We start from the raw sequence: 24,808 nt of genomic DNA on the forward strand, positions 1-24,808 counted from the left end.
CAACCGCCGGTTGCTGCGCGCCTGCGACGCGATCGACCGGCCCTTCGCCGAGCCGCTCGACATCCCCGCGCTGCCCGGCCCGCCCGCGCTCAGCGAGGAGGTCGCCGGTCAGGTCCGGGACGTGCTGACGAAGGGAGCGCTCGGCGTGGTGTGCGTGCTCACCACCGACGACTGCCACAAGGCGTTCGCGGAGCTGTCGGCCCAGGGGCGTGGAGTTCACCCAGGAGCCGACCGAGCAGCCGTACGGCATCAACTGCACGCTGCGCGACCCGTTCGGCAACCAGATCAGGATCAACCAGCACACCTGATTCGCCCGGTTCGCGACACGCCTATGGTGTCGTCTAGCGAAATCTACGGATACCGCTAGACGACACCATAGAGTCCGATCATGGACCCGGTGCGCAATCCCTACGCTCCCGGCGCCGGTCAGCGTCCGCCCGAGCTGGCCGGCCGCGACCGCGAGCTGCAGCAGTTCGACGTCGTGCTGGAGCGCATCGCACGGGGCCGGCCCGAGCGGTCGCTGGTGCTCACCGGGCTGCGCGGCGTCGGCAAGACGGTGCTGCTGAACGCGCTGCGGTCGCAGGCCATCGGGCGTATGTGGGGCACCGGGAAGATCGAGGCGCGGCCCGACCAGTCGCTGCGCCGCCCGCTGGCCAGCGCGCTGCACATGGCGGTGCGCGAGCTGACCCCGCGGCACCGCGACCCCGACCGCGTCGACGGCTTCCTCGGCGTGCTGAAGGCGTTCGCGCTGCGCTCGGCCGGCGACGACGCGAAGCTGCGCGACCGCTGGCAACCGGGCATCGACGCGCCCGCGGCGACGGGACGGGCCGACACCGGCGACATCGAGGTCGACCTCGTCGAGCTGCTGGTCGACGCCGCCGGGGTCGCCCGCGACGTCGGGGTGGGCATCGCGCTGTTCGTCGACGAGATGCAGGACATCCCCGCGCCGGACGTGTCCGCGCTGTGCGCCGCCTGCCACGAGCTGTCTCAGCAGGGCCTGCCGCTGGTCGTCGTCGGGGCGGGGCTGCCGCACCTGCCAGCCGTCCTGTCGGCGTCGAAGTCGTACTCCGAGCGGCTGTTCCGGTACGTGCGCATCGACCGGCTGGACCGCGAGGCCGCCGACCGCGCACTGGTCGCGCCGGCCGAGGACGAAGGCGTCGCGTACGACGCGGCGGCACTCGACGCGCTGTACGCGGCAACCGAGGGCTACCCGTACTTCGTGCAGGCCTACGGCAAGGTGACGTGGGACAACGCGCCCACCGACCCCATCGGCGCCGACGACGTCCGCATGGCCGCGCCGGAGGCCGAGGCCGAGCTGGCGGTCGGCTTCTTCGGCTCGCGCTACGAGCGGGCCACCCCGGCCGAACGCGAGTACCTGCGCGCCATGGCCGCGCTGTCCGACCACACCCACGGCGTCGTCCCCACCTCGGACGTCGCGACCTACCTCGGCCGCAAGCCGTCGTCGCTGTCGCCGGCCCGCGACTCCCTGATCAAGAAGGGGCTGGTCTACTCCGCCGAGCGCGGCACCATCGCGTTCACCGTCCCCCATTTCGGCATCTACCTGCGCAAACACGCCACCGTCTGACGTACACCGGGTTGCCCGGGCAGCGGGTCGCGCCGATGATGGGCCGATGAACGACGTCGCCATCCCCCTCGTCGCGATCGTCGGGTTCAAGCGCAGCAGGTTCGCCCCGCTCGGCGGCATGCGCGTCCTCACCGTCCGCGACGGGGTCGTCCGCCTCCAGGGCAAGAACGGCACCGACCTCGAGTCCGACGTCGCCGCGCTCACGGCCCGGCTGACGAGAACCCGGACGGTCCGGCTGGAGTCCGCGGCGGGCTCCGCGTACATCTACGGGTTCGCGCAGCTGAGCAAGCTCCCCGACGCCCTCTCGCAGATCGTCATCCGCGAGAGCGCGGGCGCGGAGCTGATCGGCCCGTGCCCGCCCGGCACCCTGGGCGCCATGTCGCCGAAGACCGTCACCGGCGCGGCGAAGGTCAGCCGGGCGCTCGCCGACGCCCTGCACGAGCGCGGCGTCGGCGACAGGTGAATCGGGCCTTCTAGCGGTATCTAGCCTCAGAGCTAGAAAGCCCTAGACCTCACCAGAGACCGTAATCGTCGACGACGATCTGCTCGTCGGGCACGCCCTGCTGCTGGAGCCGTTCGAGGCTGGTCGAGACCATGCCCGTCGGTCCGGCCACGTAGACGCGGTGCTTTCGCCAGTCGCCGTAGGCGGAGACGATGTTGCCCATGAGGTCGGGGCTGCGGTCGGTCGGCCCGTCCGGCGACACCACCGGGACGACGGTCAGCCGCCGGTAGCGCACGCCGATGGACTCGAGGTGCGGCAGCGCGTACAGGTGGTCGCGGTCGCGCCCGGCGTAGAACACGTGGACGCGGCGGCCGTCCTGGCGCTGCTCGAGCTCCTGCAGCGTGGCCAGTACGGGCGCGATGCCGGTGCCGCCGGTGATGCAGAGCAGGTCGTGCTCGGACCGCGGCGTGGCGACGTCGTGGCCCTGCGGCGCGCCGAGGTGCAGGACGTCGCCTGGCTCGGTGCGCCAGACCAGCGCGCTGCTGACCCAGCCCGCGCCGACGGTGCGCACGTGGAACTCGAGCAGGCCGTCGTCGCGCGGTGCGGAGGCCATGGAGTAGGCCCGCCAGATCTTCGGCCGCCGCGGCGTGGTGACGTACGCGTACTGGCCGGGCCGGTACGGATAGTCCGTGTGCGGCCTGACCTGCATGATCGCGAGGTCGTCGAGGATGCGCCGGTGGTACACGACCTCGGCGTCCCACCACGGCGGCGAGATGACGGCGTCGCGACGGGCGGCGCCGACCATGATGCCGGCGATGTAGTCGTAGGCGTCGATCCACGCCTTCTCGTGCCGCGGCGTCCACGCGTCGCCGAGCGAGCGGCGGACGGCGAGGATGAGCGCCGTGCCGACGGGCGCGTAATGCTGGTCGATGACGCCGAACTTGCGGTGGTCGCGGCCGAGCCCTTCGAGGTAGGGCTGCAGCGACTCGCGGTCGCCGGCGTTGCCGACGATGCGCACCAGCGCGCCGACGAGTCGCGACCGCTGCACCGCCATGCCCGCGCCGAACAGCTCGCGCGTCTCCGGCGCGATGGTGAACAGCTGCGCATAGAAGTCGGAGCCGACCGTGTCGAGGTGGTCCTCGACGATGATCAGGCTCTCCCGCAGCGCCTCTTCGTCGAGACCTGTGGTGTTGGCTGGCTGAGGTTCCAGTGCTCGCTCCGGCTCTGCCTCGGTACCTGCTGCCGCGCCGGCTCCTGACGTGCCGTCGGGTGACGGGACGTCCTCACCGGCCGGACCCGACCGAGTGTCACTCTCCTGGCCGGCATCCGCAACCGCGGCCGCGCCGTTCTGCCGCCCTTGCACCGGTGATACTGGAACGCCGGGTTCGAACCACGACACGTTGCCGCGTGTGTCGGCACGGCCGGGTACGTCGTCGCCGGTAGCGTCGACCATGGCGTCGCCCGACGCTCCCCCGGTCCGATCCCCTTCCGCCCCACGTTGTCCCGAAGACCGGGAGTGAGTCCACATCGTCATCCTCTCCGCCCCGCCCTAACCTAGCGGTCGATCCGCCACTTCGGCACGGAAGGAAGAGCCACGGCCGGACATATCCGTGCGATGTGGGCATCCCGATCACCGGCCCGCGCGCCCATCGGCAGCGCAAGATCAGGTAAACGCGCTGGTGATCAACGGTGTGACGGTCATAGCCCGGCCACCTGCACAGTCGGCCGCGAAACCGGAGAACCGGAGAAGTCACATCTCAACATATGGACGTGATCGGGTGGCGAATGGTTCACTGTCGGGAGGTTTGGCAGAGTCGTGCAGTGGGCACCACTGGATGCGGGTGGCGTGGGTCCGGTGAAGGGAGATCAACCAGTGGGTCGAGTCGTGGCCACGAGGCGTGAGGCCCGATCCAACAGCGCACGCTCCGTCGAGCTGACCGGTGAGGTCAGCAACGTGCCGCACGCTCGCCACCTGGTCGCCGAAGACCTTCGCAACACCAACGTCTCGCCCACGGTCATCGAGAACGCGCTCATCGTCGTCACCGAGCTCGTCACCAACGCCATCCTGCACGCCCAGCCGCTGCCACTCAGCGGCACCCGCACCGGGGTCGTGCTGCAGTGGGCGGTCCTGGGCGACGACGTCCTCATCGAGGTCAGCGACGGCGGCGGCTCCGAGCGCCCGCGGGTGCGCCAGCCCACGTCCACCGAAGACCAAGGCCGCGGGCTGTCCATCGTCGACGCCATCGCCCGCGAGTGGCGGGTGCGCTCCGAGCCCGGCCGGGTGACGGTGCACGCCGTCGTCGGCCCGTGGAACTCCGGCACCTGACGCCGTCCGGCTCACACCCGGCGGCCGGAACCGGCTACCCTCGCCTGTCGTGAGTGCCACTACCGAAGTTCCCGTCGTCGGCCCCCGCCAGCCCTGCCCGTGCGGTTCGGGCAAGCGCTACAAGGCCTGCCACGGCAAGAAGGCCCGCGACGCCGAGCGGCAGTACGTCGTCCGCCCCTTCGCCGGGCTGCCGGGCGAGTGCGACTGGGTGGCCATGCGCGAGATCGTGTCCGCCGCGACGGCGCCGCTGCGGCTGGCCTCCGGCGACGACCGCTCCGTCCTCGTCTGCACGCTGCTGCCGGGCGCGTTCCCGGCGCTGGTGCGCGAGAGCGGCGAGATCCTGCTGGCGCTGCAGACCATGACGTCCACCGGCGACCCCGCCGCCGATCTCGGCCACACGCTGGCCGCGGCGCTCGAGGCCGAGCCCGGCTCGACGGTGAGTCCTGAGCCGCGTACGTCCAGCACGCCGCGGCTGCACGATCTCATCGACACCGACGCGGAATTCCAGGTGACGGTTCACGACGGATTCGACTACTGGTTGGATCCCGAGTCGGATGCCGCATCGGATGCCAAGGCGGCGCTCGAGGAGGCCAATTCGGCCGTCGTTCCGGCGGCCAGGCTGACGTCGGTCGAGGCGGCCTACTGGTGCAGCCTCGGCGACCGCGACCAGGTCCGCTGGGTGCTCCCGTACGACGAGGAGCCGCTGCTGGACGGGCTGGCCCGGCTGCACGCCGGCGGCGACGACACCCTCGGCGAGGGCACCCGGCTGCTCGGCACCTTCCGCGCCGCCGGTCTGCTCGTCCCGGTCTGGGATCTGGTCGACGGCACGCCCGCCGACGCCGTCGAGGAACCCGCCGCCGCGCTGGGCGAACGGCTGGCCGCGGCGGTGGCCGAGAAGGCGCCGCTGACGTCCGAGCAGCGCCGCGCTCGGGCCGGCCTCGCGAACCGTCAGGTGACCATCCGCTGACGTCGCCGGACCCCGGCGCAGAGAAGACCCCGACCGCTCACGACGGGGGAACACGAGCGACCGGGGCCTCTTTGGAGCTTACCGCCTACCAGGGGTAGAAGTTCCACCGATTGGCGACTTCTTGAGATTCATTCCGTTACGTTCCGGTCTCGACCGGTCTGTACCGTTGTCGAAACAGTGCCGTGGCGCGAAGTACACCGGCGTCAGCTAGGGCTCGGCTCCGCGGAGTCGCGGCGGATCGGGCACGACATACACCGCGGTCCGCCCCGGCCGGAGCCCAGCTCGCTGCCGGCGATGCGCAGCACCTCGATGCCGGCGTCCTCGAGCCGGGCATTGGTCTCGATGTTGCGCTCGTAGGCGACGGCCAGCCGCGGCCCGATGGCCAGCGTGTTGTTGCCGTCGTCCCACTGCTCGCGCTCGGCGGTGACGGGGTCGAGGCCGGTCTCGACGATGCGCAGCGCGTCGATGCCCATGGCCGCCGCGGCCGCCTCGACGAACGGCGCCGGCTCGGGGTCGACGACGAGGTCGTCGCCGGACCACCGCAGCGCGACCGCCGTCAACTCGTCGGCGACGTTCGGGTACATGACGATCGCGTCGTGGTCGACCATCGTGAGGACGGTGTCGAGGTGCATCGTGGCGCGGTCCTGCGCGATCGGGACGGCCAGGACGGTGTGCGCGAGGCCGCCGCTCAGCACGTTGCGGGCCAGCCGCTCGACGCCGGCCGGCGTGGTGCGCTCGCCGGTGCCGACCGCGACGACACCGGGCCCGAGCAGCAGCACGTCGCCGCCCTCGAGGTTCTCCAGCTGCGGGCCGTACACCTCCGGCACCCCGGCGAAGCGCGGGTGGTGCCGGTAGATCGCCGAGGTCAGACTGGTCTCGCGGCGCCGTGCGGCCATGGCGAGGCTGGTGACGGCGACGTGGTCGCCGATGCGCACGCTGGAGTCGCGGGTGAACAACAGGTTCGGCAGCGGGTCGATGACGAAGTCGTGCGGGTCCATCAGCCGGTAGGTCAGCCCGCGGCCGGACCGCAGTTCCTCGTGTGCGAGCCCGGCCATGAGCACCTGGGCGAGGTCGTCGGGGTGCAGCCCGCCGAGGTGCGACCGGAGCACGTCGCGCAGGGTGTCGCCGTGCCGCGGGTCGGACAGCGCCGCCTCGACGCACTCGTGCCGGGCGTCGTCGCCGGACAGCGTCTGTGTCAGCAGGTCGGCGAGGTAGAGCACCTCGACGCCGTGGTCGCGCAGCGTGCCGGCGAACGCGTCGTGCTCGTCCTGCGCGCGGCCCACCCACGGGACGCCGTCGAACAGCAGCTTGTCGTTGTTGCGCGGCGTGAGCCGCTTCAGCTCCGGACCGGGCCGGTGCAGCATGACGGTGCGCAGCCGCCCGACCTCGGAGTCGGCGGCGTCGACGGTGGTGGACGCGGACGTTGTCATCGAGAGCTGAGGCTACAGCCCCTAAGCTTGGCGCCCATGACCACCGAGGACCCCCGGGCCGACGGCGTCGCCGCGATCATCCCGGCCAAGGACGAACAGGACCGCATCGCGGCCACCGTCGAGGCCACGAAGAGCATCCCGGGGGTCGATCTCGTCGTCGTGGTCGACGACGGCTCCGCCGACCGCACGGCCGCCACGGCCACCGAGGCCGGCGCCATCGTCGTCGGGCACGCCCGCAACCGCGGCAAGGCCGCCGCCATGGAGACCGGCGCCACGGCGCTGGCCGCCATCGAGGCACGCGAGGCCGGCCGCACGGCGCCGCGCGCGCTGCTCTTCCTCGACGCCGACCTCGAGTCGACGGCGGGCAACGCACTGCCGCTGATCGGCCCGGTGCTGACCGGCGAGGCTGACATGACCATCGGCGTGCTGCCCGCCCAGCGCACCGAGGGCGGCGGCCGCGGCCTCGTGGTCGACCTCGCCCGCACCGGCATCGAGCGGGCCACCGGCTGGACGGCCACGCAGCCGCTGTCCGGCCAGCGCTGCCTCACCCGGGCCGCGTTCGAGGCCGCGCTGCCGCTGGCTGAGGGGTTCGGCGTCGAGACCGGCCTCACCATCGACCTGCTGCGGGCCGGCTTCCGCGTCGTCGAGGTCGACGTCGAGTTCCATCACCGCGTCACCGGCACCGACCTCAAGGCCCAGCTGCACCGCGGCAAGCAGTACGCCCACGTCATGCGTGCGCTGGTCACCCGCGGCATCCGCCCGTCCGCCCCGGCCCGGTTCCGCCGTGTCTGACGCCTGGGAGACCGACCGGCTCGACCTCGCCGGCTACCTGACGCGGCTGGGCATCGCGCAGCGCCCGCCGAGCCGGGACGCCTTGGACAAGCTGCACGAGGCGCACGTCCGCACGTTCACCTTCGACAACATCGACGTGCTGCTCGACCAGCATGCTGGGGTGGGGCTGCCCGCCATCCAGGAGAAGTTCGCCGGCCGCGGCCGCGGCGGCTACTGCTTCGAGCACTCGACCATCGTCGCCGCGGCGCTGCAACGGCTCGGCTACGACGTCGTCCGGCACCTCGGCCGCGTCGGCGACCCCGCGGCCGGCACCCAGCAGGGCCGCAGCCACATGGTCGTCGAGGTCGTGCTGGACGGTGAGCGGTTGCTCTGCGATCCGGGGTTCGGCATGGGCCTGCTGCGGCCGACGCCGCTGGCCGACGGCGCCGAGTCCGACCAGGACGGCTGGCCGTACCGCGTCGTCAGCGCCGGCCCCGGCCTCTGGGGGCTGCAGCGCTACCGCGAGGCGGGCTGGGAGCTGGCGCACACGACGGACGAGTACGACGTGAAGCCGATCGACGTCGTCATGGCGCACCACTACACCAGCACGTTCCCCGGCATCCACTTCCGCACCGGCCTCATGGTCGGCAAGCACCTGCCCGGCCGGCACGTCATGGTCACCCACCGCACGGTGACCATCCGCCGTCCCGGCGAGGCCACGGAGCACCGCGACCTGCGCGACGGCGAGCTGGCCGAGTGGCTGCGGGTGCTCGAGGTGCCGCTCGGCGCGGACGAGCTGGCCCGGCTGCTGGAGCGCGTCGCCGCCCTAGGGTGACGGCGTCAGCAGCTCGCGCTCGGCCGGTGACGGCGCCGGCGTCGGGCCCTGCGACGCCGCGACCGCGGCCATGCCCAGCGGCACGCCCACCGTCAGCAGCAGCGCCGGCACGATGATGCCGGAGTCGTTGGCGGCGAACCCGGCCGCGCCGGTCAGCAGCGCCGCCCACACCAGGTACCGGAACAGCGACCAGTGCTGCACCGTGCGGGTGACCGCGTTCTCGCCGTCGGGGCGGATCAGCCACAGGATCAGCAGGTAGGCCAGCGGCACCAGCCAGCCGTAGATCGGCCAGCGTTCCAGCGTGCCGAGCGACGCCTCGGCCTTGCGGAAGATCACCGTCAGGGCGTCGCCGGAGAGCAGGTCGGCGAAGAAGCTGCCGAAGTGGGTGCGCGAGCCGGGCGGGCGCAGCCAGTCGAGGAACGCGAACAGCCCGAACAGCGCCGTCGCGCCGAGCGCGGCGAGCGCCAGCTTCGCGATGGTGATGCGGGCGCCGAGGGTGCCGAGCACGAGGACGGCGAAGCCGGGGATCGCGGCCAGGATGCCGCCGACGTCGGCGCCGGCCTGCGGCGCGCCGTCGATGACCACGGCGATCATGCCGACGGCGGCCACCGCGCCCGCGGCGAAGCGCCGGGACTTGCCGATGTCGAGCAGCCACTGGCCCAGCGCCGCCGCGGCCACCAGGCTGGCCACCACGAAGATCGCGAACGGGATGTTGCCGAAGCCGTAGAAGCGGCCGGCCACCAGCGGCGAGAGCCCCAGCAGGCTGGACTGCTGCAGGCTCGACCCGCTGGCGACGTCGACCGCCAGCACCGTCGCCGTCACCCCGGCCACCACGCCCGGCGGACCGTAGGCACGGCGCCGCCACGGCCCGGCCAGCGCGACGATGGTCAGCACCAGCGTGCTGACCACGATCGACGTCCACAGCACGGTGTTCGGCTGGTCGTAGCGCCACCACCGGGTGATGTTGGCGAGGTACGACGCCACCGGCGCGGCCGCCACGAGCACGGCCACCACCTGCACGACGCGCAGGACGGCCGGGCGGAACGAGACGCCGCGCAGCAGCGCCAGCAGGGCCGCCGCGCACACGACCACCAGCAGCCCGCCGAGGATCTGGAAGAACGGCCCGGACTGGTCGCGGTAGATCGCCGACGCGCGGTCGACGCCGATCAGTTCGGACACCGTGCCCGCGGAGCTGCCCGGGTGCGGGCCGGCCGCCCGCCACGGCCGCCCGACGACGTCCTTCGCGGGGTCCTCGACGCCGGCGTAGGCGAGCAGCGTCGGCGCGATGTCGGTCAGCTGCACCAGACCCGGCCACAGCGTGGACGACGACGTGAGCCAGTTCGGCCCGAACGTGCCGCCGTCGGCGATGGGACCCAGGGCGAGCGCGGCGCGCAGCCCGGCCGGCGGGATCGGCGTCGGCTCGTCCGGCAGCGGGATGGTGGTGCCGACGCTGTCGGACAGGCCCGCGATCATCAGCGCGGTGTCGGGCGGCAGCTGGTCGATGATGCGCTTGACCTGCTGGTCGATGGCGGCCGCGGTCTGCGCGCGGGCGTCGAGGGCGGCTTGGTCGGCGAGCTCGTCGCTGCCGTTCGGCGCCGGGTTCGACAGCCCGCCGAGGTCGATGACCGTGACCGGGCACTGGTTCAGCAGCCCGGCGCCGATGTCGCCGGAGCTCTGGTGGTACGACGCGACCCGGCCGGTGGAGTCGGCCAGCGCCATCGCCGCGCCCGGGCCGACCGCCGTGGCGCACACGCCGGCCTCGGCCAGGCGGTCGCCGAGCAGGCCGATCTCGGCGTTGTAGGAGTTGTCGTCCTGTTGCTGCTGCAGCAGTTCCCAGCCCGGCACGACGACGCCCGGCCCGTCGGGCGCGGACGTGGGCTCCGGCGGCTGGCGGCAGAAGCGGTCGCCGCCGCCGTCGGCGTCGATGTCGTGGAGGTCGGTGGAGCGGCGCCCCGAGCTCACCGTCAGCCAGCCGTCGACCACACAGGTGCGGGTGCGGACGGTGCGCACCGTCAGCGATCCGGCCGCCTCGGAACCCGCCATGTCGTAGAGCGTCGGCATGCCCTCGGGGGTGATGTCGGGCCACGACAGGCCCGGGATGCCGAGGAGGACGACGCGCTGCTGCGGGTCGGACGTGGTGGCCGGCTCCGGCGTCTCGGCGGCCGCGGGCGACGCCGTGAGGAGCGGGGCGAGGACCGCGAGCAGGGCCACGAGAAGCCCGGCGAGGCGAGTCCGGACCGCCCGCACCCGGTGCCGTTCGGCGCCGGGATGCGTGCCGGTGCTGCCTGCGCGCTCCACGTCCATCATGCACGACCGTATCCGTAGCGGGCCGATCTCACGCCAACGACGGCGCTAATTGTGGCCAGGCTGACACACTAGTCTTCTGAACATGACCGATCGCTACGCCTATCTCGGCCCGGAGGCGACGTTCACCGAGGCGGCCGCCCTGCGGTTTCCCGCCCTGGCCGGCGCGACGCTGGAGCCGTCGCCCACGGTGCACGCCGCCATCAACGCCGTGCGTACCGGCGAGGTCTCCGGCGCCGTCGTCCCCGTCGAGAACTCCGTCGAAGGGTCGGTCAACGCCACGCTCGACGAGCTGATCCGCGGCGAGCCGCTCGCCATCACCGCCGAGGTGCTGCTGCCGGTCACGTTCACGCTGCTCGCCCGCCCCGGTACGGACCTCGCCGGCATCCGGCGCATCGTCACGCACCCGGTGGCCGAGGCGCAGTGCCGCGCGTGGGTCACGGCGAAGCTGCCCGACGCCGTCATCTCCCTCGGCCCGTCCACGGCCGCCGCAGCCGCATCGGTCGCCAACCGCACGCCCGGCCCCGACGGCACCGTCGCCGACGCCGCCATCGCCGCGCCGCTGGCCGGCGAGCGCTATGGCCTCGACGCCCTCGCCGTCGACATCGGCGAAGACTCCGACGCCGTCACCCGCTTCGTCCTCGTCACGCCGCCGGGGCGGCCGGGCCGGCCGACGGGCTCCGACAAGACCACCCTCGTCGCCTTCATCCGCGACGACCACCCCGGCGCGCTGCTCGAGATCCTCGAGCAGTTCTCCGCCCGGGGCGTGAACCTCACCCGCATCGAGTCGCGGCCCACCGGCAACGGCATGGGCCGCTACTGCTTCGCCATCGACGTCGAGGGCCACGTCGCCGACGCCCGCGTCGGCGAGGCGATGATGGGCCTGCGCCGGGTGTGCGCCACGGTGCGCTTCCTCGGCTCCTACCCCCGCGCCGACGGCGTCCGCCCGCCCGTCCTCCCCGGCACGTCGAACAGCGACTTCACCGACGCCGCGGAGTGGCTGGCACAGCTGCGCGGATGAAACCCCCGCGCGCTCCCGCACCCCGCCCGACTGCCCGCCCGGCGCCCGGCTTCGGACCCCGCGTGCTATGCAACGCGTACCGACGCGTCCCTACGCTGACCAGCGCGAACCGGTGACCTGGATTCCGGCCTCGTGCCCGAATTCGTGCCGGACTACACGTCAGACACGACCGTCTACGTTCAGTTGGCCGACTTCCTGGCGGACGAGATCAGAGCCGGCCGTCCGTCTGCCGGTGGCCGGCTCCCCGGCGAGAACGAGATGGTCGGGATCTACGGCGTCTCGCTCACGACGATCCGCCGCGCGCTCGGCGTCCTTCGCGAACGTGGCGTCGTGCGGACGGTGCCGGTCAAGGGCACCTTCGTCATCGGCCCGCCGCCGGCCGACGATGGCACGGAGCGGTCCGGCTAGACGCCGCCCGCGGCAGGCGTCCGCCCGAAACCCCCGCGCGCTCCCGCGTCCCGGCCCGATACCCTCGGGTGGTGCTAGATCTGCGCCTGATCCGGGAAGACCCCGACCGTGTCCGCGCCTCGCAGCGAGCGCGCGGCGAGAGCGAGACCGTCGTCGACGAGTTGCTCGCCGCCGACGAGTCGCGCCGGTCCTCCCTGGCCGAGTTCGAGCGGCTGCGCGCGGAGCAGAAGCGCCTGGGCAAGCTCATCCCGAAGGCCGCGCCCGACGAGAAGCAGCAGCTGCTCGCCACCACCCGCGAGCTCGCGGCCGCGGTGAAGAGCGCCGAGGCGGCCGCCGACGACGCGCAGTCGAAGCTCGACGAGCTGGCGCGGGTGCCGTCGAACCTCGTCCTCGACGGCGTGCCCGCGGGCGGCGAGGACGACTACACCGTGCTCCGCGAGGTGGGCGACAAGCCGTCGCTGGAGAAGGTCCGCGACCACCTCGAGCTGGGCGAGGGGCTGCGCGCCATCGACACCGAGCGCGGGGCGAAGGTGTCGGGCGCCCGGTTCTATTTCCTCACGGGGGTGGGCGCGCAGCTCGAGCTGGCCATCCTCAACCACGGCATGGCCACGGCCGTCGCCGCCGGGTTCACCCCGGTCATCACGCCCACGCTGGTGCGGCCCGAGATCATGGCCGGCACCGGCTTCCTCGGCGCGCACGCCGACGAGATCTACCGCATCGATGCCGACGACCTCTACCTCGTCGGCACCAGCGAGGTCGCGCTGGCCGGCTACCACGCCGACGAGATCGTCGACCTCTCCGACGGGCCGCTGCGCTACGCCGGCTGGTCGGCCTGCTACCGCCGCGAAGCGGGTTCCTACGGAAAGGACACCCGCGGGATCATCCGCGTTCACCAGTTCCACAAGGTCGAGATGTTCTGCTACTGCCACGAGGAGGACGCGGCCGACGAGCACGCGCGTCTGCTCGGGTGGGAGGAGCAGATGCTGGGCGACATGGAGCTGCCGTACCGCGTCATCGACGTCGCCGCGGGCGACCTCGGGTCCAGCGCGGCCCGCAAGTTCGACTGCGAGGCGTGGCTACCGTCGCAGCAGCGCTACCTGGAGCTGACGTCCACGTCGAACTGCACCACGTTCCAGGCCCGGCGGCTCGGCGTCCGCGAGCGCACCGACGCCGGCACCCGTCCGGTCGCGACGCTCAACGGCACGCTGGCCACCACCCGGTGGATCGTGGCGCTGCTCGAGAACCACCAGCAGCCCGACGGCTCGGTGTACGTGCCGAAGGCGCTGCGGCCGTTCCTCGGCGGACGCGAGCTGCTGACGCCGGTCGCGACGTGACGCTGCCCCAGGGGTGGCGCCCGGAGCTCGTGGCGCTCGACGTCGACGGCACGCTGGTCACGTACGCCGAGGCGCACCAGCCGCCCCGGCCACCCGTCGTCGACGCGGTGCGGCGGGCGCGCGACGCCGGCGCGCACGTCGTCGTCGCGACCGGGCGGTCGATGCACTCGACGCTGCCGCTGCTCGACCTGCTCGGGCTCAAGGACGGCTACGCGGTCTGCTCGAACGGCGCGGTGGTGGTCGACGTCGCGATGCGGGCGCCGGTCGAGATCGAGTCGTTCGACATCACCGACACCGTCCGCTACTTCACCGCCACCATCCCCGACGCCGTTCTGGCGGTCGAGGAGCTGGGCCGCGGCTACCGCGTCACCGGCGAGTTCCCGGCCGGCGACCTCGACGGCGACACCACCGTCGTCCCGCACGACCAACTGGTCGCCAAGCCGGTCACGCGGCTGGTGGTGCGCTGGCCCAACGGCGACCGCGACCGGCTGCGCGACATCGCCCGCGACTCCGGCCTGCCCAGCGTCGACTACGCCATCGGCTTCACGGCGTGGCTCGACATCATGCCGGTCGGCGTCTCGAAGGCGTCCGGGCTGGCCAAGGTGGCCACCCGCCTCGGCGTGACGGCCTCCGACGCGCTCGCCGTCGGCGACGGTCACAACGACCTCGAGATGCTGCGCTGGGCCGCCGTCGGCGTCGCGATGGGCCAGGCCCCGGACGACGTCAAGGCCGTCGCCGACACCGTCTGCGGGGACGTGGAGTCCAACGGCCTGGCCGCGCTCCTCGAGGCCTACTTCCCCGCTCCGGAGTAGAGGGCGTTCGCCGAACCGGCGTCACTCCGATCACTCTGATCCCACGAGACCGCACGCGCACCAAACCGGACAAATACCGCTCTTCGCCGCACCGATCTTCGTGTTCTACAGTGGCGGAGCACATCCGTCACATCTGAAAAGAAATCGATACTGAGGGGCACTTCCCACATGGCTGACACACTCCGCGAGATCCTTCTCGACCCGGCCCGCCGGCCCGCCGTCGTCAAGGATCTCCACCAGCTCGTCGACGCCGAGGTCTCCGACAAGAGCGGCGTCTCGGGGATGGCCGTCAAGGGCGGCTACGCGGTCCTGAAGAAGATCAACTCCGGGTTCGTCCCGGAGACCATCGACAACATGCTCGACTCCTTCGTCGAGCGGGCCGAGCCGTTCTACGCCGACTTCCAGGCCACGGGCGGCGGCTCGCTCGCCGACTACTTCGAGGGCCGCCGCACCGAGGTGGCCGACGCCCTGCTCGGGGTGTCCGACGCACGCGCCGCGGCGTCGCAGCGCGACAGCGTCAAGAAGGTCTACGGCAAGCTGCGTCCGCAGGCGCAGAAGCACGTCGAAGAGGCGCTGCCGCGACTCGCCAGCGTCATCGAGAGCCACGCCCGCACCGCCGCCTGACGAGCTCACTCACCCGCGCGGCCGAGCAGCCCCGACGTCGTCGAGCTGCTCGGCCAGGCGGGCCACCCCGGCCGTGATCATCCGGCCGTAGCCGTCGTCCTCCAGCTCGGAACAGGCGGCCAGGGCGAGCGCCTGGTGCGACCGCGCCGCCGTGAGATCGCCCAGCCGACGGTAGGCGTCGGCGACGTTGAGCTGCAGCGACGCCCCGAATCCGCGGGCGTCGAACCCGTCCGCCGCCGCGAGCGCGCGCAGATCCCACTCCAGTTCGGCCGCCACGTCGTCCTGGAGGTCGGCGAGGTGGTGCGCCACCACGCAACGGTGCAGCGGCGTGGCCACCGACTCCCACAGCTCGGTCAGGAGCGTGCGCGCCGTCGTGCGCGACTCGGTGTGGCCGACGGCGACCGCCGCGGCGATCCGCTCGAGCAGCGGATCGCCCGCCGGCATCGTCAGAGGTACATCCCGCTGCCGCGTTGGTCGCCCTCGTCGGGCCCCTGCTGGCCCGGCATCGCCTGGCCGGGCGCCAGCTGCACGCCCGGAGGCAGCGCCCGGCGCATCTGCTCGAGCTGCGCCCGCGCCGCCATCTGCTGCGCGAACAGCGTGGTCTGGATGCCGTGGAACAGCCCCTCCAGCCAGCCGACCAGCTGGGCCTGCGCGACCCGCAGCTCGGCGTCGGTGGGCACGTTGTCGTCGTCGAAGGGGAGCGCGAGCCGCTCGAGCTCGTCGACCAGCTCAGGCGCCAGGCCGTCCTCGAGCTCGTCGATGGAGGCCCGGTGGATCTCGCCCAGCCGGCGGCGGCTCGCTTCGTCGAGCGGCGCGGCCTTCACCTCGTCGAGGAGCTGCTTGATCATGCTGCCGATGCGCATGACCTTGGCCGGCTGCTCGACGAGGTCGGTGAGCGAGCGCTGCTCCTCCTGACCACCGGGCGCGGACTCGACGGCCATGCCGCCAGGGCCGACGACGACGACGCGCTGCTCGTCGTCCTCGTGGGTGTCGTGGGACTCGGCGTTCTGGTTGGGCTCCGTCATGGCACCATCTTCACCCCTCGGTCCCCCTCTCGACACCTCCGGGTCGAACTTGACGCACGGTCCGTCGTTCCGCCGGGCGCCGGCCGGCGGCCTCGGCCCTGCGCAGGGCGAGCAGCTCCAGCGTCCGGCGCCGCGCGGCCTGACGCGCGCGGCGCATTGTCGTGCTGTTCACTCGACCCTCCTGATCATCGGCAACCGACTCGGGGTGAAGACCACCGCGACGAGGACGGCCAGGACGGGGACGGCGACGCCGGTGAGGACGAGGCTGTCCCAAGCCCAGATGAAGTCCGGCGCTCCGAGCGCCGGCCACACCAGATACGCGAAATAGATACCCAATCCGGACCCGATCAGTACGCCGATTCCGCCCACGACCAACGCCTGCGCCCCAGCCAGCCCGCGCCGGCGCCGCGGCGGTGCGCCGACGGCGGCCAGGGTGGCGAGGTCGGCCCGCCCTTCGGCGGCCGCCAGCGAGACCGCGATCGCCACGCCGACCAGCGTCACGAACGCCGCGCCGGCGGTGAGCGCCAGCACCGCGGGGTCGCGTTCGGACTCGAACGGGGTCTCGACGGAGGCCCACGCGCCGGCCGACTCGATGGCCTGCAGAGCAGCGTCGAGCTGCTCGGGCGTGGCCTCATCGAACGTGACGATGCTGCCGGTCGTGCGCAGCTCGAATCCCTTCGCGGTCAACGTCTCCGCCGAGGCGAACGCCCCCGGCAGGCCTGAGTAGGCGAGCTCGCGCTCGGCCACGTGCCCGGGGAAGCGGACCGGCACCAGCTCGCCGTCAGCGGGATAGGTGTCGACGACGACGTCATCGCCGGCCACGAGGAACGCGTGGTCGTAGACGACCATGGCGCCGCCGGCGACGGCGTCGAGCACGGCCTGGTCGGGCGGGCCGCCCCCGGCGGCGGCCATGACGGCGGGGTCGGCGACGGCGGCCGACACAGATCCGCTCCACCCCGCGCAGCCGTCGCACTCGGGTGACCCGTGCAGCCACGCGACGTTGTAGGACTCATCGGCCGCGAACTGCAGCGTCGCCTCGGTGAGCCGGTGCACAGCGGCGCCGGGCAGGGTCCTGGCGGCCGCCTCCTCGGCGGCGCCGAGCTGGGCTACGGCCTCGTCTGCGGGTAGCTCGTACCAGTCGACGTCGATGCGGATGACGTTGTCGGGCAGCATCGGCGTGTAGCGCAGCTCGTCGGCCTTGGCCGAGCCGCCGGCGCCGAACGCGACCGCCGTCGACCCCGCCACGACGATCGCGATGGCCGCGACCGCCGGCGCCGTGCGGTGCCGGTGCCGGGCGGCGTCGCGGACGGCCAGCCGCGCCGAGAGGCCCAGCCGGTGCGCGCCGCGGGCCAGCGCGGAGATCAGCCCGGGCAGCAGCACGACGAGGCCGGCCGTCGCCACCAGCGCACCGGCCAGCTGGATGGCGATGTAGGGCGCCGTCGAGGGCTGGTTGACGTACGCGCCGGTGCCGGAGAGCTGCTCCAGCTGACGTCCGTAGTCGGCCAGGTTCCCGGACATGATGCGGCTGGCGATCAGCGCACCGCCGGCGCCGACGACGAACAGCACGAGCCCGACCAGCGGCAGCCGCGCCGCCACCCGCGTGGTCCGGAACCGCGCCGCCAGCGCGTCGACCGGCTTCATCCGGGCGGCGCCGATGGCCGGCACCACGGCGGCGGCCACCCCGGACAGCACGCCGACGGCGGCGGCCACGACCAGCTCGACCCAGCCGAACGTCCAGTCGTCGATCAGCTCGCCGAGATACCACTCCCACAGCGGCGCCACCGCCGGCACCAGCAGCGCGCCGGCGACCACCCCCAGCACCGCGCCGATGACGCCGAGCACCAGGCCCTGGGCCAGCACCGTCCGCCGCACCTGCGCCGCGGAGGCGCCGCCGGAGACCAGCAGGCCGATCTCGCGGACCTGCCGCCGGGCGCCGACGGCGAACGCGGCGCCGGCCAGCAGCACGACCTCCAGCAGTCCCAGGCCGACGACGAGCGCGACGAGCGCCGCCTGCTGCAGCTGGTAGGCGGTCGGCCCGCCGCCGGTCTCGTAGAACTGGTCCGGGTCAGCGACGGCGTCGCGCGGCATCAGGCCGACACCGTCGGCGGCCAGCAGCCGGCCGAGCTCGTCGACGTCGGTCCCGGCCGGGAGGTCGGCCAGATAGGCCTCGCCGCCGGTGAAGGACAGCTCGCCCCAGCCGGTCTCCAACGTGGCCGCGTACTCGGCGGCGACCGAGCCCGGCGCGGCGCTGACCACCTGGTCGTCGAGGTAGAACGGGTCGACGACCAGGCCCGTGACGCGCACCTGCGGACCGTCGTCGAACGTCACCGTGGCGTCGGGCCGCAGCTCGCCGTCGTCGAGGAGGTCCAGCCGCTCGGCCAGCTGCGACGTCACCACGACCTCGTCGCGCGCCTCCGGCCAGCGGCCGCCGTCGAGCCGGAACGCGTGGTCGGTCAGCGGGCCGCCCTGCGTCCCGATGTCGAGCATGACGCCGCGCAGCACGGTGTCGCCGTCGCGCGGCCGGATGCTCTGGATGCGGCGCTCGGGCTCCAGGACGGTGCCCGCGGGGAGCAGCGCGGGCAGGTCGACGCCGGCGGCGTCGCGGTCCGGCTGGTTGTCCGGGATCGCGTTGAACCACATGTCGACCATAGGCAGCAGGCCGTTGGCGGGCAGCGCGAGCTCGGCCCACGGCGTGACCTCGATGATCGCGTCGGCGTCGCCCATGCGCGAGTAGGCGGTGCGCTCAGGGGAGTCGGCGCTGCGGTACAGGACGTCGGCGATGGTCGCGCCCGCCACCGGGAGCCCCACCAGCACCGCGATCAGCAACGAACGGCCGAGGTTGCGGCGGACCTGCCGCCGGGCGATCCGCAGCGCGGGCCGCCATCCGCGCCCGGGACGCCTCACCCGAACCCGTCCGCGGTCAGCAACACCTCGGGCGGCGGCGCGGCGCCGGTGTCGTCGACCAGCGCGCCGTCGCGCAGGAACACGACGCGGTCGGCCCAGGCGGCGTGCCGGGCCTCGTGCGTCACCAGCAGCCCGGACGCGCCGGCGTCGCAGCGTGCGCGCAGCACCCGCAGCACGTCCTCGCCGGTCTGGGAGTCGAGCGCGCCGGTGGGTTCGTCGGCCAGCACCAGCCGCCGCGGCCCGATCAGCGCGCGGGCGATGGCGACCCGCTGCTGCTGCCCGCCGGACATCTCGTCGGGGAACCGGTCGGCGAGGTCGCCGACGCCCACCTCGGCCAGCGCCTCCAGCGCCTCGGCCCGGGCGGCCCGGACGCGGACGCCGTCCAGCTCGCGGGGGAGGGCGACGTTCTCGGCGGCGGTCAGCGCGGGGATGAGGTTGAGGTCCTGGAAGACGTAGCCGAGGCTGCGACGGCGGACGGCGGCCAGCTCGGCGCGGCTCAGCGTGGCGAGGTCGGTGCCCTCGACGAGGACGGCGCCGCTGGTCGGGACGTCGAGGCCGCCGGCGAGGTGCAGGAGCGTGCTCTTCCCCGAGCCGGACGGGCCCATGACGGCGATCAGCTCGCCGGCCCGCAGCGTCAGGCTGACATCGCTCAGCGCGTGCACCGCCGTGGCGCCGTCGCCGTGCACGCGGTCGACGGCGCGCAGGTCGAGGACCGGGTCGGTGGTCATCGCCGCACGGTCCGATCGGTCTCGTCCGCGCGGGCGCCGGCCGGGTTCGCCGGGGCGGCCGGGACGCCGGGGGTGGCCGGGCGGGGCGCCGTGGCCAGCCGCGCCAGCCGGGTCTCGGAGTGGTCGAGCCAGCGCACCTCGGCCTCGGCCCGGAAGATCATGGAGTCGAGCACCAGCAGCCACGCGGTGTCCTCGGACCCGTCGGCGACCGCCTTGAGCCGGGTCAGCTCCTGCAGATGCCGCAGCGTCGCCGTCCGCTGCGTCTGCAACACCGCCCGCACGTCGACACCGGGCGTCGTCAGCGCGAGCGCCACCTTGATCGCCAGCTCGTCGCGGGGCCGATCGCTGCCGCCGAGCGGCGTGGCGAACCAGCCGGTCAGCTCCGCATGCCCGGCGTCGGTGAGGCGATAGACGACCTTGCCGTCCTCGTCGGACTCACCGGTCTGCTCCACCAGCCCGTCGCGTTCCAGCCGGGCCAGCGTGGTGTACACCTGACCGACGTTCAGCGGCCAGGTGGCGCCGGTGGACCGTTCGAATTCGTGGCGCAACTGGTAGCCGTACATCGGGGACCGCTCCAGCAACGCCAGCAGACCGTGACGAATCGACATGGCTACCAAGTATGCATACCCAGTATGTTCCGTCAAGCCGACGCTGGTCAGCGCGGTGTCGACGACGTGGTCGGCGATGCTGTCGGCGCCCGCCCGTAGGGTGGGACTCCCTCCCAGCCGGGCGGGGACCGCACCCGGCAGAAACCGCAAACCGCGCACGCCCGAGCGGCAACCCGCGCAGGGCCGAAACCGCAACCCGCGCCTCGGCGGCAGCCCCCGCCTGCGCCCGGCCGCAGCGGCACCCGGCCGCCGCGAGGGCCGGCAGGGTCAGCGGGCGAAGTGGTTGGTCGGCACCGTCGACTCCTCGGCGGCGCTCAGCACGACCGGCCAGCGGGCCGGGGCGTGCACAGCGTCGACCAGCCCCGCCAGCCCGACCGGCCAGATGGGCCGCTCGGTCCGCGCCAGCTCGTCGAGGCTCCACCAGCGGTGGCCGATGACGGTGAGCTGCTCTTCCTCGGTGAGCCCGGCCGGCTCGATCTCCTGGCCGGGCGCGTCGACGACGAAGAAGGTCTCGGACTGGACGGCGATCTTGTCGGAGTAGGCGTGGACCACCGTGCGTTCGGCGATGGGGCCACGGATCTCCGACGGGCTCAGGCGGAGGCCGGTCTCTTCCTCGAGCTCGCGGACGACGGCGTCGAGGAGGGTCTCGCCGGGGTCGACGCCGCCACCGGGGGTGATCCAGAAGGTGGGCGCGCCGGGCGCGGACGGATCGCTGTCCTCGAACAGCAGGATGCGGCCGCCGGGCTCGAGGAGCAGCACCCGGGCGGTGCGGCGGTGAGTGACCGGCCGATCGATCTCGGACTCCAGCGACATGACCACGTTCGCCAGGGTACGCCCCCTTCGAGCACCCGTGACCGCTGATGTCGCATCGAGTCATCAGACCGACGTCATCGCCGCTGGTCTCAGCGATCTCAGGTGGTGAGCAGCACCTTGCCGACGTGCTCGCCGTCGGCGACGACGCGGTGGGCCTCGGCCGCTTCGGGCATCGGGACGACGCGGTCGACGACGGGGCGGACGGCGCCGGACTCGATCAGCGGCCAGACGTGCTCGCACACCTCGGCGACGACGGCGGCCTTGCCGGCCACGGTACGCCGGCGCAGCAGCGAGCCGGTGACGCGGGCCCGCTTCGCCATGACGGCGGCGAGGTCCAGCTCGGCGCTTCGCCCGCCCATCGTCCCGATGATGGTGATGCGGCCGTCGATCGCCAGCGCATCGACGTTCCGCGACAGGTACGAGCCGCCCATGATGTCGAGGACGACGTCGGCGCCGTGGCCGTCCGTCGCGGACCGCACGACCTCGACGAAGTCGTCGGTGCGGTAGTTCACCAGGATCGACGCGCCCAGCTCGGCACAGCGCTCCAGCTTGGCCGCCGAACCCGCCGTGACGGCGACCCGGGCGCCCAGCGCGCGCCCGACCTGGATCGCGGCCGTCCCGATGCCGCTCGCGCCGCCGTGCACCAGCAGCACCTCGCCCGCCCGCAGCCCGGCGGTCATGACGAGGTTCGACCAGACGGTGCACATGACCTCGGGCAGCGCGGCCGCGGTGACGAGGTCGACGCCGCGCGGGACCTGCAGCAGCTGGCCGGCCGGGACCGCGACCCGCTCGGCGTACCCGCCGCCGGACAGCAGCGCGCACACCTGGTCGCCGGCCTTCCAGCCGGTGACACCCGCGCCGACCTCGCTGACGGTGCCGCTGCACTCGAGCCCGGGCCAGGCCGGCGCACCGTCGGGGACGGGGTACTTGCCCATGCGCTGCAGGAGGTCGGCCCGGTTGACGGCGGACGCGACGACGTCGACGATCACCTCGCCCGGCCCGCAGACGGGGTCGGGCACCTCCGTCCAGCGCAGGACCTCCGGCCCGCCGGGCTCGGTGATGACGACCGCGTGCACGTGACCCCTCCGCTCAGACGCCGCCCGGCGGACGGTCCGCCGGGTCCTCGGGCTCGTCCGCCGGCGGCGGCTCGTGGGCGTCCTCGCGCCGCGCCCACGGGTACTCCTCGGACGGGCGGATGACGATGAGGCGGTCGCCGCGGACGAGGTGCCCGATGGCCGGCGAGTGGAACGGCAGCTCGTCGCCGTCGCGGACGACCGCCACGACGAGATCGGCGACCTGCCGCGGCTGCTTGCCCTCTTCGCGCGGCGACACCAGCCGCTCGGCCACCTCGAGACCGACGCCGGACGTGGTGAGGTCCTCGAGCACGTGGCCGAGCGCGGGGCTGACGGTCGCGAGGCCCAGTATGCGGCCGACGGCGTCCGACGACGTGACGACCTCGTTGGCGCCGCCCTGACGGACCAGCGCGAGGTTGTCGGCCTCGCGGACCGACACGACGATGTTCGCCGTCTGGTTGAGCTGACGGCACGTGAGCGTGGCCAGCACGCTGGCGTCGTCGCGGGCGGTGGTGATGACGATGCGGCTGGCGGCCGGGACGCCGGCGCGGCGCAGCACCTCGGTGCGGGTGGCGTCGCCCATGACGGCGACCAGCCCCTGCTCGTTCGCCTCGGCGATGGCGGCGGGGTCGGGGTCGACGACGACCAGCGTGTCGGTCGCCATGCCGTTCGCGAGCATCGTGGCCACCGCGCTGCGTCCCTTGACGCCGTAGCCGATGACGACGGTGTGGTCGCGCAACTTCTTCCTCCAGCGGTTGAGCCGCACCTGCTCCCGGCTCCGGGTGGTCAGTGTCTCCAGTGTCGTACCGATGAGGACGATCAGGAACAGCACCCGCAGCGGCGTGATCAGCACGATGTTGACCAGTCGCGCGCTGTCCGACGTCGGCGTGATGTCGCCGTAGCCGGTGGTCGAGAGCGACACGGTCGTGTAGTAGAACGCGTCGAGCAGGTCGACCGAGCCGTCGGAGTTGTCCGTGTAGCCGTCGCGGTCGAGGTAGACGAGCAGCGCCGTCAACACCAGCACGCCGACCGCGATGATCACCCGCTTGGTCAGCAGGCGCAGCGGGTCGACCACCTCTGCCGGGGCCGGCAGGTGGACGGAACTCTTGGTCTGCACAGCGCGACGCTAGCGGACGCGGCTCACTGCAGGGTCGGCGTGGTGACGTCCGGACCGTCGTTCCAGTCGCGGGCCAGCTCGGCGGCGATGTCGAGGGCGGCGTTGACGGCGGCCGCGCCACCGCCCTTGGTGGCCGCCGCGTAGCCCGCGATGAACGCCGTCACCGGCGCGGCGGGCCGCTCGACCGTGTGCGCGGCGTCGCGGGCGAGGTCGAGGATGCCGCCGACGTCGACGTCGTCGACCGGTACCCCCAGACGTTCACACAACGCGCTCACCCAGCTGTCCATGTCACGTACCTTCCTCCCGCCGTCCGGCCCATCCTCCACTGATCATGGCCGCCATCGGGCCAGGTCGCCCGGCGTGTCGATGTCCGCGGCGCCGCCGTCGTCCGGCAGCGTCGCCACGCGCAGGCGTTCCAGCAGCGCGCGGACCGGCCGGTCCCGCGGGTCGCCGACGGCGTCCAGGGCGGCCCGCAGCGGCTCGATCCGGTACGCCGCCACCAGCGGCTGTACCCAGCCGGAGGCATCGACGACGGCGACGGCGTCGACGTTCTGCTCCAGCCCGGCGAGCAGCCGCCCGACCAGCACCGACGACACCCGCGGGAGGTCCGCGGCGAGGACGACGACGGCGTCCGGCGCGACGTCCAGGGCGGCCAGGCCGGCGCTGAGCCCGGCCAGCGGGCCGCCGCCGGGCGGGTCTTCCCGGGTCCACGTGACCGGGGTGGACGTGTCGCGCCGCGGGCCGGCGACGACCACCTGCGCCGCGCCCGCGCCGTCTGCCGCGGCGACCGCGCGATCCAGCAGTGTCTGCCCGCCGACGACGAGCGCGGGCTTGTCCGTCCCGCCGAGCCGCCGCCCGGCCCCGCCCGCGAGGATCACCGCCGCCCAGGGCCCCGCGATCATGGGGCCGGCCAGCTCCGCCGGTGCCGCAGCGCCGGGTTGCGCTCACGTGCCGCCGCGAGGCGCGCCGGGTCCAGCGAAGCGGCCAGCCGGCCCTCCTCGTCGCCCAGCGCGGCGACCACGACGCCGAGCGGGTCGACCAGCTGGCTGAGCCCGCAGTACGCGCGCCCGGTCTGCGCCGCCGCGGCGACGTAGACGGTGTTCTCGATCGCCCGCGCCCGCAGCAGCGTCTGCCAGTGGTCCTCCTTCAGCGGCCCGCGCACCCACGCGGCCGGGACGACGAACACGTCGGCGCCGGCGTCGACCAGCGCCCGGCCCTGTTCCGGGAAGCGCAGGTCGTAGCAGGTCAGCAGGCCGAGCCGAACACCGTCGACGGTGACGACGGCGGGCACGGCGTCGCCGGCGCGCAGCCGGTCGGACTCGCGGTAGCCGAAGGAGTCGTACAGGTGCGCCTTGCGATACGTCGCCAGCACGGCGCCATCGGTACCCACCGCGACCAGCGTGTTGTACGGCCGGTCGGGGTCCTCGGAGCGCTCGAACATGCCGCCGACGACGACGGCGCCGGACGACCGCGCCACCGCGGCGAGCGTCGCCACGAACGGGCCGTCCAGCGGCTGCGCGACGGGGCCGAGCGGCAGTGCGGGGTCGCCGAAGTCGTGCATGACCGCCTCCGGCAGCACGACGAGATCGGCCTCGACGCCGTCGGTCAGCCGCCGGATCGCCGCCGTGTTCTCGGCGACGTCGGTGCCCGCCGCCAGCTGGACCAGTGCTACCCACATACG

General features: G+C 73.4%; 25 protein-coding genes and 1 pseudogene. 12 read left to right on the forward strand and 14 right to left on the reverse strand.

Features of this window, described 5'->3' with window-relative positions:
• Positions 1-73: 73 nt before the first annotated feature.
• The 3 genes and pseudogenes from BLV02_RS38360 to BLV02_RS22530 all read left to right on the forward strand — a co-directional run.
• Positions 74-308, forward strand: a pseudogene (locus BLV02_RS38360) (VOC family protein); the annotation flags it as partial.
• 80 nt (positions 309-388) lie between these two features.
• On the forward strand, positions 389-1,585 hold the full coding sequence (locus BLV02_RS22525; protein ID WP_069109509.1) for an AAA family ATPase: 1,197 nt from the start codon (positions 389-391) through the stop codon (positions 1,583-1,585).
• A gap of 46 nt (positions 1,586-1,631) precedes the next feature.
• The gene (locus BLV02_RS22530; RefSeq protein ID WP_069109508.1) at positions 1,632-2,048 is read left to right on the forward strand and encodes a hypothetical protein; all 417 of its coding nucleotides are present in this window, start codon (positions 1,632-1,634) and stop codon (positions 2,046-2,048) included.
• Between the two features lie 49 nt (positions 2,049-2,097).
• Here BLV02_RS22530 and BLV02_RS22535 read toward each other — a convergent pair whose 3' ends face one another.
• The gene (locus BLV02_RS22535) at positions 2,098-3,390 is read right to left on the reverse strand and encodes a globin domain-containing protein (RefSeq protein ID WP_171906647.1); all 1,293 of its coding nucleotides are present in this window, start codon (positions 3,388-3,390) and stop codon (positions 2,098-2,100) included.
• A 522-nt stretch (positions 3,391-3,912) separates the two neighbouring features.
• On the opposite strand from BLV02_RS22535, the gene BLV02_RS22540 reads away from it, so the two are divergent.
• Positions 3,913-4,353: an ATP-binding protein gene (locus BLV02_RS22540; RefSeq protein WP_069109507.1), complete on the forward strand. Its 441-nt coding sequence runs from the start codon at positions 3,913-3,915 to the stop codon at positions 4,351-4,353.
• Positions 4,354-4,402: 49 nt separating this feature from the next.
• Positions 4,403-5,320 (forward strand): DUF5926 family protein, encoded by a 918-nt coding sequence (locus BLV02_RS22545; RefSeq protein ID WP_069109506.1) that lies wholly within the window; start codon positions 4,403-4,405, stop codon positions 5,318-5,320.
• Between the two features lie 203 nt (positions 5,321-5,523).
• Here the strand turns inward: BLV02_RS22545 and BLV02_RS22550 are convergent, their stop codons facing one another.
• The gene (locus tag BLV02_RS22550) at positions 5,524-6,750 is read right to left on the reverse strand and encodes an arginine deiminase (protein WP_069109505.1); all 1,227 of its coding nucleotides are present in this window, start codon (positions 6,748-6,750) and stop codon (positions 5,524-5,526) included.
• Between the two features lie 36 nt (positions 6,751-6,786).
• Here BLV02_RS22550 and BLV02_RS22555 point away from each other — a divergent pair, with 36 nt between their 5' ends.
• Both BLV02_RS22555 and BLV02_RS22560 read left to right on the forward strand, forming a co-directional pair.
• Positions 6,787-7,542 carry a glycosyltransferase gene (locus BLV02_RS22555; protein ID WP_083288258.1) on the forward strand — a complete coding sequence of 252 codons (756 nt, stop codon included), beginning with the start codon at positions 6,787-6,789 and terminating at the stop codon, positions 7,540-7,542.
• A complete protein-coding gene (locus BLV02_RS22560; protein ID WP_069109503.1) occupies positions 7,535-8,356 on the forward strand; it encodes an arylamine N-acetyltransferase family protein in 822 nt (273 codons plus the stop codon). The genes BLV02_RS22555 and BLV02_RS22560 overlap by 8 nt, the downstream gene beginning before the upstream one ends.
• Here BLV02_RS22560 and BLV02_RS22565 read toward each other — a convergent pair.
• Positions 8,348-10,663: a hypothetical protein gene (locus BLV02_RS22565; protein ID WP_074946603.1), complete on the reverse strand. Its 2,316-nt coding sequence runs from the start codon at positions 10,661-10,663 to the stop codon at positions 8,348-8,350. The two genes, BLV02_RS22560 and BLV02_RS22565, sit on opposite strands and share 9 nt — an antisense overlap.
• Before the next feature lie 82 nt (positions 10,664-10,745).
• Here BLV02_RS22565 and pheA point away from each other — a divergent pair, with 82 nt between their 5' ends.
• From pheA to BLV02_RS22590, 5 genes are all read left to right on the forward strand, one after another.
• A complete protein-coding gene (gene pheA / locus BLV02_RS22570; protein ID WP_069109501.1) occupies positions 10,746-11,681 on the forward strand; it encodes a prephenate dehydratase in 936 nt (311 codons plus the stop codon).
• A 132-nt stretch (positions 11,682-11,813) separates the two neighbouring features.
• A complete protein-coding gene (locus BLV02_RS22575; RefSeq protein ID WP_083288257.1) occupies positions 11,814-12,089 on the forward strand; it encodes a GntR family transcriptional regulator in 276 nt (91 codons plus the stop codon).
• Positions 12,090-12,160: 71 nt separating this feature from the next.
• A complete protein-coding gene (serS, locus tag BLV02_RS22580; protein ID WP_069109649.1) occupies positions 12,161-13,423 on the forward strand; it encodes a serine--tRNA ligase in 1,263 nt (420 codons plus the stop codon).
• Positions 13,420-14,235, forward strand: a complete 816-nt coding sequence (locus BLV02_RS22585; protein WP_069109500.1) for an HAD family hydrolase — start codon at positions 13,420-13,422, stop codon at positions 14,233-14,235. The genes serS and BLV02_RS22585 overlap by 4 nt, the downstream gene beginning before the upstream one ends.
• Positions 14,236-14,403: 168 nt before the next feature.
• Positions 14,404-14,859 carry a DUF6918 family protein gene (locus BLV02_RS22590; protein WP_069109499.1) on the forward strand — a complete coding sequence of 152 codons (456 nt, stop codon included), beginning with the start codon at positions 14,404-14,406 and terminating at the stop codon, positions 14,857-14,859.
• A 9-nt stretch (positions 14,860-14,868) separates the two neighbouring features.
• Here BLV02_RS22590 and BLV02_RS22595 read toward each other — a convergent pair whose 3' ends face one another.
• The 11 genes from BLV02_RS22595 to BLV02_RS22645 form a co-directional block, all read right to left on the reverse strand.
• Positions 14,869-15,303, reverse strand: a complete 435-nt coding sequence (locus tag BLV02_RS22595) for a hypothetical protein (protein WP_069109498.1) — start codon at positions 15,301-15,303, stop codon at positions 14,869-14,871.
• A 2-nt stretch (positions 15,304-15,305) separates the two neighbouring features.
• A complete protein-coding gene (locus tag BLV02_RS22600) occupies positions 15,306-15,884 on the reverse strand; it encodes a bacterial proteasome activator family protein (protein WP_069109497.1) in 579 nt (192 codons plus the stop codon).
• Between the two features lie 168 nt (positions 15,885-16,052).
• Entirely contained in the window at positions 16,053-18,788 is a 2,736-nt protein-coding gene (locus tag BLV02_RS22605; protein ID WP_069109496.1) for an FtsX-like permease family protein, read from the reverse strand.
• On the reverse strand, positions 18,785-19,516 hold the full coding sequence (locus tag BLV02_RS22610) for an ABC transporter ATP-binding protein (protein WP_069109495.1): 732 nt from the start codon (positions 19,514-19,516) through the stop codon (positions 18,785-18,787). The genes BLV02_RS22605 and BLV02_RS22610 overlap by 4 nt, the downstream gene beginning before the upstream one ends.
• Complete coding sequence (locus BLV02_RS22615; RefSeq protein WP_069109494.1) at positions 19,513-20,124, reverse strand: PadR family transcriptional regulator; 612 nt, start codon at positions 20,122-20,124, stop codon at positions 19,513-19,515. The genes BLV02_RS22610 and BLV02_RS22615 overlap by 4 nt, the downstream gene beginning before the upstream one ends.
• Positions 20,125-20,391: 267 nt before the next feature.
• Positions 20,392-20,937: an NUDIX hydrolase gene (locus BLV02_RS22620; RefSeq protein WP_069109493.1), complete on the reverse strand. Its 546-nt coding sequence runs from the start codon at positions 20,935-20,937 to the stop codon at positions 20,392-20,394.
• Positions 20,938-21,035: 98 nt separating this feature from the next.
• Entirely contained in the window at positions 21,036-22,013 is a 978-nt protein-coding gene (locus tag BLV02_RS22625) for an NAD(P)H-quinone oxidoreductase (protein ID WP_069109492.1), read from the reverse strand.
• A 13-nt stretch (positions 22,014-22,026) separates the two neighbouring features.
• A complete protein-coding gene (locus tag BLV02_RS22630; RefSeq protein ID WP_069109491.1) occupies positions 22,027-23,127 on the reverse strand; it encodes a potassium channel family protein in 1,101 nt (366 codons plus the stop codon).
• Between the two features lie 23 nt (positions 23,128-23,150).
• Positions 23,151-23,414, reverse strand: coding sequence for a DUF6457 domain-containing protein (locus BLV02_RS37260; protein ID WP_069109490.1), 264 nt, complete (start codon positions 23,412-23,414; stop codon positions 23,151-23,153).
• A gap of 42 nt (positions 23,415-23,456) precedes the next feature.
• The gene (gene mobA / locus BLV02_RS22640; RefSeq protein WP_069109489.1) at positions 23,457-24,029 is read right to left on the reverse strand and encodes a molybdenum cofactor guanylyltransferase; all 573 of its coding nucleotides are present in this window, start codon (positions 24,027-24,029) and stop codon (positions 23,457-23,459) included.
• A complete protein-coding gene (locus BLV02_RS22645; protein ID WP_069109488.1) occupies positions 24,026-24,805 on the reverse strand; it encodes a carbon-nitrogen hydrolase family protein in 780 nt (259 codons plus the stop codon). Before BLV02_RS22645 ends, mobA begins: the two co-directional genes overlap by 4 nt.
• Between the last annotated feature and the right edge of the window lie 3 nt (positions 24,806-24,808).

It is taken from the genome of Jiangella alba, from assembly GCF_900106035.1.
GTDB classification, from domain to species: Bacteria; Actinomycetota; Actinomycetes; order Jiangellales; family Jiangellaceae; genus Jiangella; species Jiangella alba.